The sequence below is a fragment of the Burkholderia sp. AU31624 genome, assembly GCF_020420065.1.
In the GTDB taxonomy this organism is placed as follows: domain Bacteria; phylum Pseudomonadota; class Gammaproteobacteria; order Burkholderiales; family Burkholderiaceae; genus Burkholderia.
Map to the genome: position 1 here is coordinate 69,172 of NZ_JAIZRT010000011.1, position 15,899 is coordinate 85,070.

At 67.2% G+C, this 15,899-nt stretch carries 16 protein-coding genes; 12 read left to right on the forward strand and 4 right to left on the reverse strand.

Features of this window, described 5'->3' with window-relative positions; translation table 11 throughout:
* Nucleotides 1-4 precede the first annotated feature (4 nt).
* Nucleotides 5-919 (reverse strand): nodulation factor ABC transporter ATP-binding protein NodI, encoded by a 915-nt coding sequence (gene nodI / locus LGM89_RS32385; RefSeq protein ID WP_244115410.1) that lies wholly within the window; start codon nucleotides 917-919, stop codon nucleotides 5-7.
* 336 nt (nucleotides 920-1,255) lie between these two features.
* On the opposite strand from nodI, the gene LGM89_RS32390 reads away from it, so the two are divergent.
* On the forward strand, nucleotides 1,256-1,753 hold the full coding sequence (locus tag LGM89_RS32390) for a universal stress protein (protein WP_039358765.1): 498 nt from the start codon (nucleotides 1,256-1,258) through the stop codon (nucleotides 1,751-1,753).
* A 97-nt stretch (nucleotides 1,754-1,850) separates the two neighbouring features.
* On the opposite strand, the gene LGM89_RS32395 is transcribed toward LGM89_RS32390, so the two are convergent.
* Genes LGM89_RS32395 through lexA form a run of 3 tightly spaced genes read right to left on the reverse strand, consistent with a single transcriptional unit; the run spans nucleotide 1,851 to nucleotide 3,597 of the window.
* Nucleotides 1,851-2,558 (reverse strand): DUF2939 domain-containing protein, encoded by a 708-nt coding sequence (locus LGM89_RS32395; RefSeq protein WP_226207807.1) that lies wholly within the window; start codon nucleotides 2,556-2,558, stop codon nucleotides 1,851-1,853.
* A 29-nt stretch (nucleotides 2,559-2,587) separates the two neighbouring features.
* Entirely contained in the window at nucleotides 2,588-2,923 is a 336-nt protein-coding gene (locus LGM89_RS32400; RefSeq protein WP_006476078.1) for a hypothetical protein, read from the reverse strand.
* 26 nt (nucleotides 2,924-2,949) lie between these two features.
* The gene (gene lexA, locus LGM89_RS32405) at nucleotides 2,950-3,597 is read right to left on the reverse strand and encodes a transcriptional repressor LexA (RefSeq protein ID WP_009689103.1); all 648 of its coding nucleotides are present in this window, start codon (nucleotides 3,595-3,597) and stop codon (nucleotides 2,950-2,952) included.
* 264 nt (nucleotides 3,598-3,861) lie between these two features.
* Between lexA and LGM89_RS32410 the strand changes: the two genes are divergently transcribed.
* From LGM89_RS32410 to rbsK, 11 genes are all read left to right on the forward strand, one after another.
* A complete protein-coding gene (locus LGM89_RS32410) occupies nucleotides 3,862-4,899 on the forward strand; it encodes a sulfate ABC transporter substrate-binding protein (protein WP_089440023.1) in 1,038 nt (345 codons plus the stop codon).
* A 123-nt stretch (nucleotides 4,900-5,022) separates the two neighbouring features.
* Entirely contained in the window at nucleotides 5,023-5,919 is an 897-nt protein-coding gene (cysT, locus tag LGM89_RS32415; protein ID WP_226207772.1) for a sulfate ABC transporter permease subunit CysT, read from the forward strand.
* Complete coding sequence (gene cysW / locus LGM89_RS32420) at nucleotides 5,916-6,860, forward strand: sulfate ABC transporter permease subunit CysW (protein ID WP_089425349.1); 945 nt, start codon at nucleotides 5,916-5,918, stop codon at nucleotides 6,858-6,860. The genes cysT and cysW overlap by 4 nt, the downstream gene beginning before the upstream one ends.
* Before the next feature lie 13 nt (nucleotides 6,861-6,873).
* Entirely contained in the window at nucleotides 6,874-7,935 is a 1,062-nt protein-coding gene (locus LGM89_RS32425; RefSeq protein ID WP_089431032.1) for a sulfate/molybdate ABC transporter ATP-binding protein, read from the forward strand.
* Between the two features lie 75 nt (nucleotides 7,936-8,010).
* On the forward strand, nucleotides 8,011-8,937 hold the full coding sequence (locus tag LGM89_RS32430; RefSeq protein WP_226207771.1) for a CysB family HTH-type transcriptional regulator: 927 nt from the start codon (nucleotides 8,011-8,013) through the stop codon (nucleotides 8,935-8,937).
* Between the two features lie 510 nt (nucleotides 8,938-9,447).
* Complete coding sequence (locus LGM89_RS32435) at nucleotides 9,448-9,834, forward strand: DUF805 domain-containing protein (protein WP_089494790.1); 387 nt, start codon at nucleotides 9,448-9,450, stop codon at nucleotides 9,832-9,834.
* 275 nt (nucleotides 9,835-10,109) lie between these two features.
* Complete coding sequence (locus tag LGM89_RS32440) at nucleotides 10,110-11,060, forward strand: sugar ABC transporter substrate-binding protein (RefSeq protein WP_089494791.1); 951 nt, start codon at nucleotides 10,110-10,112, stop codon at nucleotides 11,058-11,060.
* Between the two features lie 145 nt (nucleotides 11,061-11,205).
* On the forward strand, nucleotides 11,206-12,816 hold the full coding sequence (locus LGM89_RS32445; protein WP_226275137.1) for a sugar ABC transporter ATP-binding protein: 1,611 nt from the start codon (nucleotides 11,206-11,208) through the stop codon (nucleotides 12,814-12,816).
* Nucleotides 12,813-13,832, forward strand: a complete 1,020-nt coding sequence (locus LGM89_RS32450; protein WP_046545645.1) for an ABC transporter permease — start codon at nucleotides 12,813-12,815, stop codon at nucleotides 13,830-13,832. The genes LGM89_RS32445 and LGM89_RS32450 overlap by 4 nt, the downstream gene beginning before the upstream one ends.
* 35 nt (nucleotides 13,833-13,867) lie before the next feature.
* Nucleotides 13,868-14,899: a LacI family DNA-binding transcriptional regulator gene (locus LGM89_RS32455; RefSeq protein WP_039358736.1), complete on the forward strand. Its 1,032-nt coding sequence runs from the start codon at nucleotides 13,868-13,870 to the stop codon at nucleotides 14,897-14,899.
* Nucleotides 14,896-15,825, forward strand: coding sequence for a ribokinase (gene rbsK / locus LGM89_RS32460; RefSeq protein WP_226275139.1), 930 nt, complete (start codon nucleotides 14,896-14,898; stop codon nucleotides 15,823-15,825). The genes LGM89_RS32455 and rbsK overlap by 4 nt, the downstream gene beginning before the upstream one ends.
* Nucleotides 15,826-15,899 lie beyond the last annotated feature (74 nt).

The following is a 15,899-nucleotide window of genomic DNA, read 5'->3' on the forward strand; positions in this document are numbered from 1 at the left end:
TCGATCAGTCCTGCATTTCGCGGCCGGTGAGCCGCAGGAACACATCTTCAAGATTGGCCGGGCGATGCAGATAGCGCAACCCCGTGCGACCCTTGAGTCGCGCGCTCAGCGGTTCCGGATCGCTCACGTAGCAGAACAGCGTCTCGCCGCTGATCTCGGTGTGCTTCGCGAACGCCGACAGTTCGTCACGCAGCGTGGCCGGATCGGGCCCGTAGATCTCGATCACGTCGCAGCCGATCTCCGATTCGATCAGCGCGTGCGGCGCGCCTTCGGCGATCTTGCGGCCTTCCTCGATCACGCACAGGCGGTCGCACAGGCGCTCGGCTTCTTCCATGAAGTGCGTGGTGATCAGGATTGTCTTGCCGCGTGCGAGCAGTGAGCGCAGCCGCTCCCACATGAGGTGACGCGCCTGCGGGTCGAGGCCCGTCGTCGGCTCGTCGAGCACCAGCACGTCGGGATCGTTGACGAGCGCGCGGGCGAGCGTCAGGCGGCGCTTCATGCCGCCCGACAGCTCGCCGACCTTCGCATCGGCCTTGTTCTCGAGCTTCGCGAATTCGAGCAGTGGCTTCACGAGCGCGTGCGCGGCCTGCGCCGACATGCCGAAGTAGCGACTGAAGACGAGCAGGTTCTCGCGCACGGTGAAGTCGGGGTCGAGATTGTCGAACTGCGGGACGACCCCGACGCGCTGGCGCGCATGCCGCGCACGCGATGGAACCGGTTCGCCGCAGAGCGAAATGGTGCCTGCATCGGGATGCGTGAGGCCGAGCAGCATTTTCAGCGTGGTGGTCTTGCCGGCGCCGTTCGGCCCGAGCAGGCCGTAGCATTCGCCGGCCTGGACGGTGAAGGACAGGCCGTTGACGACGAGTTTGTCGCCATAGTGCTTCTCGACGTTCCGGAAATCGATCGGTGCAACGGACATGGGCATGTTGTCGTTGTAGGCGGCGCGGAAGCGCTCCGCTGCCGGATGCGTGGCCGGTTGACGAACCGATCGGACGATTGCGTGTCACACGGGCATGACCGAAGCGCACGACGCCGGCGCCTGATGGCCCGCTGGAGTACGAACGGGCCATTCTAGTGCATCGGCTGCGTCTCTTCAGGGCATGCCTGCACGGTGCGATGCCTGTACGCACCGATCGTGCACTGCATCATCGCGCACGAGCCGAGCGGGGCGAATCAGCGTTTTCCATCCCTTGCGTCCTGAATTGCGGCGCACCATGATGAATGCGTAGGCTCGTTGTTGCGATAGGGAGGTTTCATGGCTAGCTACAACAAGATTTTGCTGTGTTACGACGGCACGCTCGAAGGACGCAAGGCACTGCGTTGCGGCGCCAATCTCGCGATGGACCTCAAGGCCGAGACGCATTTGCTGTCGGTGGTCGACATGCGCTCGAGCATTGCACAGAGCGCGGGTTTGCTGACCGACGTCGCATGTGGCCGGTTCGAGGAAACCGCGCGTGAAATCCTGCAGGAAGGGGTGAACTGGCTGCGCGAGCGCGGCGTGCAGGCCGAGGGCCATTTCGCGTTCGGTTATCCGATCGACGAAATCGCGAATCTCGCGACGGAGCTGAAGGCCGACCTCGTCGTCGTCGGCCATCGGTGCCGTAGCGGGTTGTCCAGATGGTGGATGGGGTCGGGCAACACGCAACTGCTCGATCGCGTGAACTGCAGCATTCTGGTGGCGTGTTCGTCGGCGCAGGAGCAGAAGGAAGAAATCGCGCGGGAGCGTGAAGCGGCCACGGCGAACGGCAAATGATCCAATGATTCGATGACTGCCTGACCTGCGGATCGCGCCGGTCGGGCGTCATGCCACGTCCGTGGGGCGGGCGCTGACCGTGGCCACTCAGGACCGCTCAAGCATGCAGGTCGATTGCGGACAACTTCCACGAGAACAGGCCGAAGCGGTGGAATATCGCCGCATAGCGCGTGCCGTCGGCACTGCGCTGGTAGGTCACGACGAATTCATCGATATTCCGGTACCCGGCGCTGGTTTGCTGCGGGTGCGGCACATGCGTTGCATCGACCGGGCTGGCCGGTGCAGCAGCGGCGGATGGCGATGACGCAGCGGTAGCGGCCGTGTTGCTACCCGGAGCGGCTGCGCTTGCCGGAGGAGCCGGATTGGCCGCCGGCGCCGCCGGCGTATTGCTGCCTGGCGGCAGATTCGACCATTCCGGTGGACGCTCTCCTGGATTGCCACGCGGTGGCAATCCGCTCATCAGCGCGGCTACGCCTTCCGGGGTCGCGTACGCATCGACCAGCGGGCCGATCAGAGCGGACCCGATCAGCGCGCCGAGCACCGCGAACGGATTGTTCTTCTTCACCGCGTCGATCCGGCGCATCAACTCTTCCGTGACCTGCTGCTTCAGGCTGATGCGCAGCGACGGGAAATCGACATATTCACTGATGGCCTGCGCATCGCGCGCATCGATCGCCGATTTCAGACGACCGAGCGCCACGTACGGCGACGCGTAGGCATAGCCGATCGCCGCAACGATGGCGACGGCCATCACGACGATCAGCACGGGTTTGAGCCGCCATGCGCGGCCCGAAGATCCGGTCACGTTGCCTCCGGTGCGGGGATGTTCCGCAATCAGAGACCGCCTGGCGTGGCCGATCGTTCCTCTGCGATGCAGCGATCGATCATCCGGCACACGGCATCGATCGTGCCGACCATGATCAGGCGCGACCGGCCGTGATAGACGCGCACCGGTGCACGGCGCGCGGGTTCGGCGTGATTCAGGCCGGCGTTCAGCGATACCCGCGCGAAAGCGGGGAGCGCCGACGGCAGCAGGGACGCCTGCCGTTCGACTGCGACTTCTTCTTGCACAGGCGCCGCCGCGGACAGCGGTGCGCAGGGCGTGCGGCCGCGCAGGTGACGCAGGCGGCCGAATTGACGGAAAGGCAGCAGACGGGCAAGGCGTTCCATGATGTTCTCCTCAGCGAGACGGAATGTCAGAGTTCGCCCGAGCGAATCAGCCCGACGGCGATGCCTTCCAGCGCGAATTCCGCGCTGCCGGCCTTGACGAAGATGTTTTCGTAATCGGGGTTCTCCGCGATCAGCTCGAGACCGCCCGGCCGGCGCATCAGGCGCTTGACCGTGACGTCGTCGCCGAGACGCGCGACGATGATCTGGCCGTCCTTTGCTTCCGTGCGCTTCTGCACGGCGAGGAGGTCGCCGTCGAGGATGCCGGCGTCGCGCATCGACAGGCCGCGCACTTTCAGCAGGTAATCGGGCTTGCTGGAGAACAGCGCGGGATCGCACGCGTAATGCTGCGAGATGTGCTCCTGCGCAAGGATCGGGCTACCGGCCGCGACGCGGCCGACGAGCGGCAGCGACAACTGCATCAGGCCGGCGTGCGGCAGCGTGAACTGGTGCGGGGCATCGTCGATGCCGAGCAGGCGGATGCCGCGCGACGCGCCGGCGGCCAGCTCGATCACACCCTTGCGCGCGAGTGCGCGCAGGTGCTCCTCGGCCGCATTCGGCGAGCTGAAGCCCAGTTCGGCCGCGATCTCGGCACGGGTGGGCGGGAATCCGGAGCGCTCGATCGCGCGACGGATCAAGTCGAACACTTGCTGCTGACGGGCGGTGAGTTTGGTCATGGCTCAACTGTATGGATAGACAGTGAGCTGTATTTTTATACAGTAGTCCGCGAATTTCAAGTGTTACTTGAGGTTCGACGCGATCACGCCGGTTCCGACGCGATTTCACGACGCCCGGACGTCGGTTCATCCGCCGCAACCGTCCATCCCGTCTGCGTTAGCACTTTTGAGTATTAAAAAATAAGGAACGATTATTTTTAATCATGTAACCCGTTCGTTAGACTGGCCCGACATCGCAATACCGACAACACTGGAGAACCAAGGATGGGCAAGCGCAATACGGGGCTGGTGGGCGGAGTGGGCCGCCTGATCGCAACACTCGCGCTGGGCGCGGCGGCGGCGCTGGGCGTCGCGACGCACGCACAGGCCGATACGACCTTCCTGAACGTGTCGTACGACCCGACGCGCGAGCTGTATCAGGACTTCAACCAGGCGTTCGGCAAGGAGTGGAAGGCGAAGACGGGCGAGACCGTCAACTTCAAGCAGTCGCACGGCGGCTCGGGCGCGCAGGCGCGCTCGGTGCTCGACGGCCTGCAGGCCGACGTCGTCACGCTGGCGCTCGCGTACGACATCGACGCCCTCGCGAACAAGGGGCTCGTCAACAAGGACTGGCAGAAGCGTCTGCCCGACAACGCGTCGCCGTACACGTCGACGATCGTGTTCCTGGTGCGCAAGGGCAATCCGAAGGGGATCAAGGACTGGGACGACCTGACCAAGCCGGGCATCTCGATCGTCACGCCGAACCCGAAGACGTCGGGCGGCGCGCGCTGGAACTACCTGGCCGCGTGGGCGTACGCGCTGCACAAGCCGGGCGGCAACGAGCAGACGGCGAAGGAATTCATCACGAAGCTCTACAAGAACGCAGGCGTGCTCGATTCGGGCGCGCGCGGCGCGACCACGAGCTTCGTGCAGCGCGGGATCGGCGACGTGCTGATCGCATGGGAAAACGAGGCATTCCTGTCGGTCAAGGAGTTTGGCACCGACAAGTTCGAGATCGTCGTGCCGTCGGTGAGCATCCTGGCCGAGCCGCCCGTCGCGGTGGTCGACAAGGTGGTCGACAAGAAGGGCACGCGCAAGCTGGCCGAGGCGTACCTGAACTTCCTGTACAGCCCGCAGGGCCAGGAGATCGCGGCACGCAACTACTACCGGCCGCGTTCGAAGAACGTGCCGGCGGAGCTGACGAAGCAGTTCCCGAAGCTGAAGCTGTACACGGTCGACGATACCTTCGGCGGCTGGACGAATGCGCAGAAGACGCATTTCGCGGACGGCGGCGTGTTCGATTCGATCTACAAGCCGCAGTAACGCCATAACAACGGCGGCGCGCCACGATAGCGCGCCGCATCCCCGACGGGGCCGCCGGCGCGATTCACTGCGCCGGCGTTTGCGTCGGACCCATGAGCAGCATCGACCCAGCAAGAGCATCCGATGACGACGTACACCTTTCGCAAGCCGAGCGCGCTGCCCGGTTTCGGCGTGACGCTAGGCATCACGGTGGCCTATTTGAGCCTCGTGGTGCTGATACCGCTCGCCGCCACGTTCCTGAAGACCGCGACGCTGTCGTGGGACCAGTTCGTCACCGCCGTCACGTCGCCGCGCGTGCTCGCGTCGTATCGGCTGACGTTCTCGGCCGCGCTCGGCGGCGCGCTGATCAATGCCGTGTTCGGTTTCCTCGTCGCGTGGGTGCTCGTGCGTTACACGTTCCCGTTCAAGCGGCTCGTCGATGCGGTCGTCGACCTGCCGTTTGCACTCCCGACGTCGGTCGCCGGCATTTCGCTCGCGGCCGTTTACGCGACCAACGGCTGGGTCGGCCAGTATCTCGCGCCGCTCGGCATCAAGATCGCGTTCACGCCGGCCGGCGTGCTGGTCGCGCTGACCTTCATCGGGCTGCCGTTCGTCGTGCGCACGGTGCAGCCGGTGCTCGAGGATTTCGAGCGCGAGCAGGAGGAGGCCGCCGCGTGCCTCGGCGCGTCGCGCTGGCTGACGTTCCGCCGTGTCGTGCTGCCGGCCGTGCTGCCGGCGCTTCTCACCGGTTTCGCGCTCGCGTTTGCACGCGCGCTCGGCGAATACGGCTCGGTGATCTTCATCGCCGGCAACGTGCCGATGAAATCCGAGATCACGTCGCTGCTCATCATCACCAAGCTCGAGCAGTACGACTACGCGGGCGCGACCGCGCTGGCGGTCGTGATGCTGGTCGTGTCGTTCCTGATGCTGCTGCTGATCAACACGCTGCAGTGGTATCTGCAGCGCCGTACGAGCAAGGGCGCGAGCGGCCCGGCGCCCGCCACCGTCACCGCCGCCGCAGCAGCAGGAGGCCAGCAATGAGCCAGGAGGCCACCGTCGTGCTGAAAACCCCGTCGCCGGCCGCGCGTGCCACGAAGCGGCTCGACCCCGTCAGCGAGTCGCGCGTCGTGCGCTGGCTGCTCACGGGCATCGCGCTGGCGTTCCTCGCGTTTTTCCTCGTCGTGCCGCTCGCCGCGGTGTTCGTCGAGGCGCTGCGCAAGGGCGTCGGCTTCTATTTCGAATCGCTGGCCGATCCCGATGCGTGGTCGGCGATCAAGCTGACACTGACCGTCGCCGTGATCGCGGTGCCGCTGAATCTCGTGTTCGGCGTGTGCGCATCGTGGGCGATCGCGAAGTTCGAATTCCGCGGCAAGGCGCTGCTGACGACGCTGATCGACCTGCCGTTCTCGGTGTCGCCGGTGATCTCGGGCCTCGTGTACGTGCTGCTGTTCGGCGCGCAGGGCTGGTTCGGGCCGTGGCTGCAGGATCACGATGTGCAGATCATCTTCGCGGTGCCGGGCATCGTGCTCGCGACGATCTTCGTCACGTTCCCGTTCGTCGCGCGCGAGCTGATTCCGCTGATGCAGGCGCAAGGCACCGACGAGGAAGAAGCCGCGCGCGTGCTCGGCGCGTCGGGCTGGCAGATCTTCCGCCGCGTGACGCTGCCGAACGTGAGGTGGGGCCTGCTGTACGGCGTGATCCTGTGCAATGCGCGCGCGATGGGCGAGTTCGGCGCGGTGTCGGTCGTGTCCGGCCACATCCGCGGCGTGACCGACACGATGCCGCTGCACGTGGAGATCCTGTACAACGAATACAACTTCGCGGCGGCGTTCGCGGTGGCGTCGGTGCTGGCGCTGCTCGCGCTCGTCACGCTCGCGCTGAAGCTGATCGCCGAGCGTCATCTTGCGGCCGAACTGGCCGACGCGCACGACGCCGTTCCCGCACATGCCGGCCCCGTCGGCGCCGTTTCGTCGAAATCGTAAAGAGGCAACCAGAATGGGTATCACCGTCCGTAACCTTCAGAAGCGCTTCGGCGATTTCACGGCGCTCGACAACGTATCGCTCGACTTTCCGCCCGGCGAGCTGGTCGCGCTGCTCGGGCCGTCCGGCTGCGGCAAGACCACGCTGCTGCGCGTGATCGCGGGCCTCGAGCACGCGGATGCCGGCCAGGTGGTGCTGCAGGGGCTCGACGTCGCGTCGGTCGGCGCACGCGACCGCCAGGTCGGTTTCGTGTTCCAGCACTACGCGCTGTTCCGCCACATGACCGTGTTCGAGAACGTTGCGTTCGGGCTGCGCGTGAAGCCGCGCCGCGAGCGGCCGTCGGAAGCCGCGATCCGCGAGAAGGTGCACGAACTGCTGAAGCTCGTGCAGCTCGACTGGCTCGCGCAGCGCTATCCGTCCGAGCTGTCGGGCGGCCAGCGCCAGCGTATCGCGCTGGCCCGGGCGCTCGCGGTCGAGCCGAAGGTGCTGCTGCTCGACGAGCCGTTCGGCGCGCTCGACGCGAAGGTCCGCAAGGAGCTGCGCGGCTGGCTGCGTCGTCTGCACGACGACCTGCACATCTCGACGATCTTTGTCACGCACGACCAGGAGGAGGCGCTGGAAGTCGCGGACCGCATCGTCGTGCTGAATCGCGGCCACGTCGAGCAGGTCGGCAGCCCGCAGGACGTCTACGATCATCCGCAGAGCGCATTCGTCTACGAGTTCCTCGGCGCGGCCAACCGGCTGCCGGGCACGGTCGCCGGGCGCGGCTTCGTCGCCGAGGGGGCGGCCGCGCCGATCGAGGTCGACGCCGATTTCGCCGGCCCCGCGAACGCCTATGTGCGCCCGCACGACCTGCAGCTGTGGCCGGTTGGCGAAGCAGGGCACCGCGACGGCATCGCGGTGGACGTGCGCCGCGTGATCCCGCTGGGCGGCTCGGTGCGCGTGGAGCTCGAGGCGCGCGCGGGCGGCGCGCTCGAGGCCGAACTCGATCGTGATGCATGGCGGGCGCTGTCGCTGCAGGTCGGCGACGGGGCGACGGCGGTGCCGCGCGCGGTGCGTGTGTTTCCCGCGCGTTGACGAGAAAATGCAGGGCAGGGGGCGGGATACGCTCGGAATCGACAATCAAACAACGACAGCCTAAGAGGCATACCCATGAATTTTCAGCAATTGCGGTTCGTGCGCGAAGCGGTGCGCCAGAACATGAACCTGACGGAAGTCGCGAACGTGCTGTACACGTCGCAGTCGGGCGTGTCGAAGCAGATCAAGGATCTCGAGGATGAGCTGGGCGTCGACATCTTCATCCGGCGCGGCAAGCGGCTGACGGGGCTCACGGAGCCCGGCAAGGCCGTGCACCAGCTGATCGAGCGGATGCTGCTCGACGCCGAGAACCTGCGCCGCGTCGCGCGCCAGTTCGCCGACCAGGACAGCGGCCACCTTGTCGTCGCGACGACGCACACGCAGGCGCGCTACGCGCTGCCGAAGGTGATCCGCCAGTTCACCGACGTGTTCCCGAAGGTGCATCTCGCGCTGCGCCAGGGCAGCCCGCAGCAGATCGCGCAGATGATCCTGAACGGCGAGGCCGATCTCGGCATCTCGACCGAGGCGCTCGACCGCTATCCGGACATCGTTACGTTCCCGTGCTATTCGTGGCACCACACGGTCGTCGTGCCGAAGGGCCATCCGCTCGTCGGCCGCGAGAACCTGACGCTCGAGGAAATCGCCGAGTACCCGATCATCACGTACGACCAGGACTTCACGGGCCGCTCGCACATCGACCAGGCGTTCACGCAGGCGGGCGCCGTGCCCGACGTCGTGCTCACCGCGATCGACGCGGACGTGATCAAGACCTATGTCGAACTCGGCATGGGGATCGGCGTGGTCGCGGCGATGGCCTACGATCCGCAGCGCGACACGGGGCTCGTCGCGCTCGATACGCAGCACCTGTTCGAAGCGAGCACGACGCGGGTCGGGCTGCGCAAGGGCGCGTTCCTGCGCGCGTATGCGTACCGGCTGATCGAGATGTTCGCGCCGCATCTGAACGAAGCGGAAATCGCGGGGCTGTTGCGCGAATCCGTTTGACGGCAGCGCGTCGTGCGTCATCCGCGCGCTCACCGCGGATGGCGCGACATACCGGCGCGGATTGTCATGTATTGGGCAGCGGCAGGCGATATGCCGCTGCCTGGGTGATTCGACTCACCGTATCATCGACCGCCATCGCGGTTTCCGTCCGATTCTTCGCCGCGCGCGGCGAACGACATGTATTCGCTTGCCGACCCAACGACAAGAACAAGAGGGTGCGCGTGCACGCCTCGTGTCGGGTTCGGCCATCTGCCATATCGAGCGATCCATTGGCCGGCAAATGTGATTCAATGCGCGTGAATGCCGGGTGACGCGCGCTCGGGCCGTCCGTTGGTCGCCATCCTGCGGCCGGATCGCACCAGCGACGCAACGCGCAACACCGGAATGGAGTGCGAAAAGCAAAGCCGGCAGCCCGTCCGCCCTCAAGAAACAAAGCACGCGGATCGCCGGTCCCGGCACGCCTGGAGACCAACCGCGCAGCCCGCAACACGCGTGACGAAGAGGTAAACAATGAATCTGAAATGGCTTCTCTTTTCGTTCGAAGGCCGGATCGGACGCCTGCCGTGGTGGATCTACGCGCTGGTTTCCACCGTACTCAGCGCGATTTTCGATGCGGGTTCCCGCGGTGCGCCGGAAGACGATCTGCCGCCGCTGGTGATGCTGGTGGCCGTCGTCATCGCGGTCGTCGCGGTGTGGTCGTCGATTGCGGTCGGTGTGAAGCGGCTGCACGACATCGACAAGTCGGGATGGTGGATGCTGCTGCTGTTCGTGCCGATCGTCGGCGCGCTCGCGTTGTTCGTGATGAACGGCTTCATCGCCGGCACGCCGCATGCGAACCGCTTCGGCGAGCCGCCGTCGGCCGATGAAGACGAACCGGCGCCGCGGGGCCCGGCGTGACACGCGCTCCGAATAAACCCTTAAATATTGATCAGACAGGTTGCACGCCGACGCGAATCGGTACAGCATAGCCTTCACTCCGCCGGCGTCCCGCCGGCGGCGGCGCGTAAACGACAGCGCGCCAGGCAGTCGGCCGTCTGCCTCGCTTCCATTCCGTGGTACCGACAGCAGCATCGATGGCCATTGCCCGGGTAGTGTGGCGCAAACGTTTGCTCACATTAAAACAACAGTCAAATAATCGTCCGGCCCTTGGGGCCAGTCGCCAGGAGATGAGTATGAATGTTCGCTTTCGCCGTCGCTTCCTGACCGCCGCGCTCGCCGCCGTCGCGGTCGCCGCCGCACCGGCCGTCCACGCGCAATCGGCAGCCAAGCCGAAGGTCGCGCTCGTGATGAAGTCGCTCGCCAACGAGTTCTTCCTGACGATGGAAACGGGCGCGAAGGAATACCAGAAACACAACGCGGGCCAGTTCGACCTGATCACCAACGGCATCAAGGACGAAACCGACACCGCGAACCAGATCCGCATCGTCGAGCAGATGATCGTGTCGAAGGTCGACGCGATCGTGCTCGCGCCGGCCGATTCGAAGGCGCTCGTGCCGGTCGTGAAGAAGGCGGTCGACGCGGGCGTCATCGTCGTGAACATCGACAACCGGCTCGATCCCGACGTGCTGAAATCGAAGAACCTGAACGTGCCGTTCGTCGGCCCGGACAACCGCAAGGGCGCGCGCAAGATCGGCGATTACCTCGCGAAGCGGCTGAAGGCGGGCGACCAGGTCGGCATCGTCGAAGGCGTGTCGACGACGACCAATGCGCAGCAGCGCACGGCCGGCTTCCAGGACGCGATGAAGGCGGGCGGGATGAAGGTCGTGTCGGTGCAGTCCGGCGAATGGGAGATCGACAAGGGCAATGCGGTCGCCGCCGCGATGCTCAACGAATACCCGAACCTGAAGGCGCTGCTGTGCGGCAACGACAACATGGCGATCGGCGCCGTGTCGGCCGTGCGCGCGGCCGGCAAGCAGGGCAAGGTGCTCGTGGTCGGCTACGACAACATCAACGCGATCAAGCCGATGCTGAAGGACGGCCGCGTGCTCGCGACCGCCGATCAGTACGCGGCGAAGCAGGCCGTGTTCGGTATCGACACGGCGCTCAAGGCGATTGCCGAGCATCGCAAGCAGGCCGACATGTCGGGCGTGGTCGAGACGCCGGTGGATCTCGTGACGAAGTGACGCGGCCCCGATTCGGCCGCCGCCCTCAAGAATCGGGCGCGGCGGCCGTTATCCGGGGTGAGCGCGATCACGGCCACTGCATGCACATGCACTTGTGAGCGTCACACCCGCGCGCCGCGTGCGCGCGGCCGCAACCAGGATCGCGATGGACCCGACTTTCCAACCCTCCCGCGCAGCCGCTCCCGTGCTGTCCGTCTCCGGCATCGGCAAAACCTATGCCGAACCCGTGCTCGCCGACGTCACGCTGACGCTCGAGGCGGGCCACGCGCTTGCGTTGACGGGCGAGAACGGCGCCGGCAAGAGCACGCTGTCGAAGATCATCGGCGGGCTCGTCGAGCCGACCGCCGGCACGATGCAGCTCGGCGGCACGCCGTATGCGCCGGCGAGCCGGACGCAGGCCGAGGCACTCGGCGTGCGCATGGTGATGCAGGAGCTGAACCTGCTGCCGACACTGACGGTCGCCGAAAATCTGTTCCTGAACCGCCTGCCGCGGCGCTTCGGGATCATCGATCGCACGCGGCTGCGCGACGATGCGCGGGCCGCGATGGCGCAGGTCGGGCTCGACGCGGTCGATCCCGATACGCCGGTCGGCGCGCTCGGCATCGGCCACCAGCAGATGGTCGAGATCGCACGCAACCTGATCGGCGACTGCCGTGTGCTGATTCTCGACGAACCGACCGCGATGCTGACCGCGCGTGAAGTCGAACTGCTGTTCGAGCAGATCGACCGGCTGAAGGCGCGCGGCGTCGCGATCGTCTACATCTCGCACCGGCTCGAGGAACTCGCACGGGTCGCCGAGCGCGTCGCGGTGCTGCGCGACGGCCGGCTCGTCCACGCGGGCGACATGGCGGCGACGACGTCCGACGGGCTCGTCACGCTGATGGTCGGGCGCGAGATCGGCGAGCACATCGATCTCGGCGAGCGTCATATCGGCGCGCCGCGGCTCGTCGTGTCGGGCCTCAGCCGCGGGACGGCGGTGCGCGACGTGTCGCTCGAGGTGCGCGCGGGCGAGATCTTCGGCATCTCGGGGTTGATCGGTGCGGGACGTACCGAGCTGCTGCGGCTGATCTACGGCGCGGATGCGCCGGACGCGGGGACGATCGCGATCGGCCAGCCACCGAAGCCGGTGCGGATCGGTTCGCCCGTCGAGGCGGTGAAGCAGGGCATCGCGCTGATCACCGAGGATCGCAAGGGCGAAGGGCTGCTGCTGACGCAGTCGATCACCGCGAACGTGTCGCTCGGCCAGCTCGACCGGCTCGCGCGCGGCGGGATCGTCGACGGCGCGCGCGAAACGGCGCTCGCCGAGCAGCAGATCGACGCGCTGCGGATCCGCGCGCACGGCGCGACGCAGGCGGTCGGCGAACTGTCGGGCGGCAACCAGCAAAAGGTCGTGATCGGCCGCTGGCTCGCACGCGACATGGGCGTGCTGCTGTTCGACGAGCCGACGCGCGGGATCGACGTCGGCGCAAAGTTCGAGATCTACACTTTGATGGGCGCGCTCGCGCGCGAAGGCCGCGCGCTCGTCGTCGTGTCGAGCGACCTGCGCGAGCTGATGCTGATTTGCGACCGGATCGGCGTGATGTCGGCCGGGCGCATGACCGCCGTGTTCGAGCGCGGCAACTGGACCCAGGATGCGCTGCTGGCCGCGGCGTTCGCCGGCTTCGGCCGCGACACGCCGCCGGGCGGCGCGCAGCATCCGGACGCGGGGCACGCGCAAGGCGCTGCTCCCGGTACTTCGAATACAGGACGACCATGACCCAGCCTCCCGTAACCCCGACCGATGCAGGCGCGCAGCAGGACGTGACGGGGCGCCGTGCGCGCACGCTGTCCGGCACGCGGCTCGGCCTGTCGAACTACCTCGGGCTCGCCGGTGCGCTCGCCGCGATGATTGCGCTGTTTTCGGTGCTGAGCTCGCATTTCCTGACCTACGATACGTTCAGCACGATCGCGAACCAGATTCCCGATCTCGTCGTGATGTCGGTCGGGATGACCTTCGTGCTGATCATCGCCGGGATCGACCTGTCGGTCGGCTCGGTGCTCGCGCTCGCCGCGTCGATGGTCAGCGTCGCCGCGCTGAAATGGCAGTGGGGGCCGCTGCCGGCCGCGCTGATCGGCATTGCGGTCGCGACCGTCACGGGCGCGCTGACCGGCGCGGTCACGGTCGGCTGGCGGATCCCGTCGTTCATCGTGTCGCTCGGCGTGCTGGAGGCCGCGCGCGGCCTCGCATACCAGCTGACGAATTCGCGCACGGCCTATATCGGCGACGCGTTCGATTTCCTGTCGAACCCGATCGCGCTCGGCATCTCGCCGGCGTTCCTGATCGCGGTCGCGGTGATGATCGCGGCCCAGTTCGTGCTGACGCGCACCGTGTTCGGACGCTATCTCGTCGGGATCGGCACGAACGAAGAAGCGGTCCGACTTGCAGGGGTTAACCCGAGGCCGTATAAAATTCTCGTATTCGCATTGATGGGCGCCCTCGCAGGGCTGGCGTCGTTGTTCCAGATTTCGCGGCTCGAGGCCGCCGACCCGAATGCGGGCGTCGGTCTCGAACTGCAGGTGATCGCCGCCGTCGTGATCGGCGGCACGAGCCTGATGGGCGGGCGCGGCTCGGTGATCAGCACGTTCTTTGGCGTGTTGATCATCTCCGTGCTGGCCGCGGGGCTGGCGCAGATCGGTGCGAACGAGCCGACGAAACGGATCATCACCGGCGCGGTGATCGTGGTGGCGGTCGTGCTCGATACGTATCGCAGCCGGCGCACCCGCGTGCGGTAGAAAGACAGACAGAACAGACCAGAGAGAAACGGGAAATGGCGACGATCAAGGATGTGGCGGCCATGGCGGGCGTGTCGTTTACGACCGTCTCGCACGTGGTGAACAATTCGCGGCCGGTGTCCGCGGATGTGCGTGCGAAGGTCGAGGGCGCAATCCGCGAGCTGAATTACGTGCCGTCGGCCGTGGCGCGCTCGCTGAAGGCGCGTGCGACGGCGACCATCGGCCTTGTCGTGCCGAACAGCACGAATCCGTACTTCGCGGAGCTAGCGCGCGGGATCGAGGATCAGTGCGCGGCCAATGGCTATTGCGTGTTCTTCTGCAACTCGGACGACGATCCCGTCAAGCAGCGCAACTACCTGCGCGTGCTGCAGGAAAAGCGTATCGACGGGCTGATCGTCGCATCGGCGGGCGAGGATGCGGTGCTCGCGCAGACGCTCGCGGATATCCACGCGCCGCTCGTCGTCGTCGACCGCAACATCGAGGGGCTCGCGGCCGACCTCGTGCAGATCGACCACGAGCGCGGTGCGTACCTGGCGACGCGTCACCTGCTCGAGCTCGGGCACGCGAAGATCGGCTGCATCACGGGGCCGACCGACACGGCGGTCAGCGCCATGCGCGTGCACGGCTTCATCCGCGCGATGGCCGAGCGCGGGGTCGACATCGTGCCGGGCGCGATCGCGGAGAGCGACTTCTCGTGCCTCGGCGGTTATCACGCGGCGTCGCGGCTGTTCGAATCGGTGCGGCCGAGCGCGATCTTCGCGGGCAACGACCTGATGGGCGTCGGCGCGCTGCGCGCGGCGGCCGAGCGCGGCATGCGCGTGCCCGACGACTGTTCGATCATCGGGTTCGACGACATCGAATTCTCCCGCTACACGTATCCGGCCCTGTCGACGGTCGGCCAGTCGGTGCGCGCGCTCGGCGAAATGGCCGCGCAAACGCTGATCGAGCGCATCGGCGGCGGCTCGACCGCCGTGCCGAGCCGCCGCCGCGTCGTGTCGCCGCGCCTCGTGCTGCGCGAATCGACGGCGGTCTACCGCGAGCCGCCGGCCTCCGGCGGTCGCGCATGACGGCGCCCACGGCAGGCACCGGCCGCGTGACGGTGGTCGGCAGCCTCAACATGGATCTCGTCGTGCGCGCGCCGCGCCTGCCGCTGCCGGGCGAAACGCTCGCCGGTCATGCGTTCGCGCAGGCGGCGGGCGGCAAGGGCGGCAACCAGGCCGTCGCGGCCGCCCGGCTCGGCGCGCAGGTCGCGATGATCGGCTGCGTCGGCGCGGATGCGCACGGCGCGGCCCTGCGCGCGGGGCTCGAAGCCGAGGGGATCGACTGTGCGGGGCTCGCGACGAGCGCGTCGGCGTCGACCGGCGTCGCGCTGATCGTCGTCGACGATGCGAGCCAGAACGCGATCGTGATCGTCGCGGGCGGCAATGGCGAGGTCACGACCGAGACGGTCGCGCGGCACGAGGCCGCACTGGCGTCGGCCGACGTGCTGATCTGTCAGCTCGAGACGCCGCCGGACGCGGTGTTCGCGGCGCTGTCGGCCGGGCGGCGGCTCGGCCGCACCGTGGTGCTCAATCCGGCCCCGGCCGTCGCACCGCTGCCGGACGGCTGGCTGCCGCTCGTCGATTACCTGATCCCGAACGAGGTCGAGGCGGCCGCGCTGACCGCGCTGCCGGTGCGCGAACCGGCGGAGGCGGAAGCCGCCGCGCGCAGGCTGCAGGCAGGCGGCGCGCGCAACGTACTGGTCACGCTCGGCGCGCGCGGCGTGCTGGCGCTGACGGCTGATGGCGCGGCGCGGCATTATCCGGCGCCGGCCGTGCAGGCCGTCGACACGACGGCGGCCGGCGATACCTTCATCGGTGGCTTTTCCGCGCAGCTCGCGGCCGGTGCGGACGTCGATACGGCCATCCGCTTCGCGCAACGCGCCGCGGCACTGTCGGTCACGCGAGCGGGCGCGCAGCCGTCGATTCCCACGCTGGCCGAACTGGCCGAATAGGGCCTGATCAAGCATCGCGGCCGGTTCGTCGCAAACGACGGCCGGCCGCCTATCTGCGACGCGCGCCGGCAGCG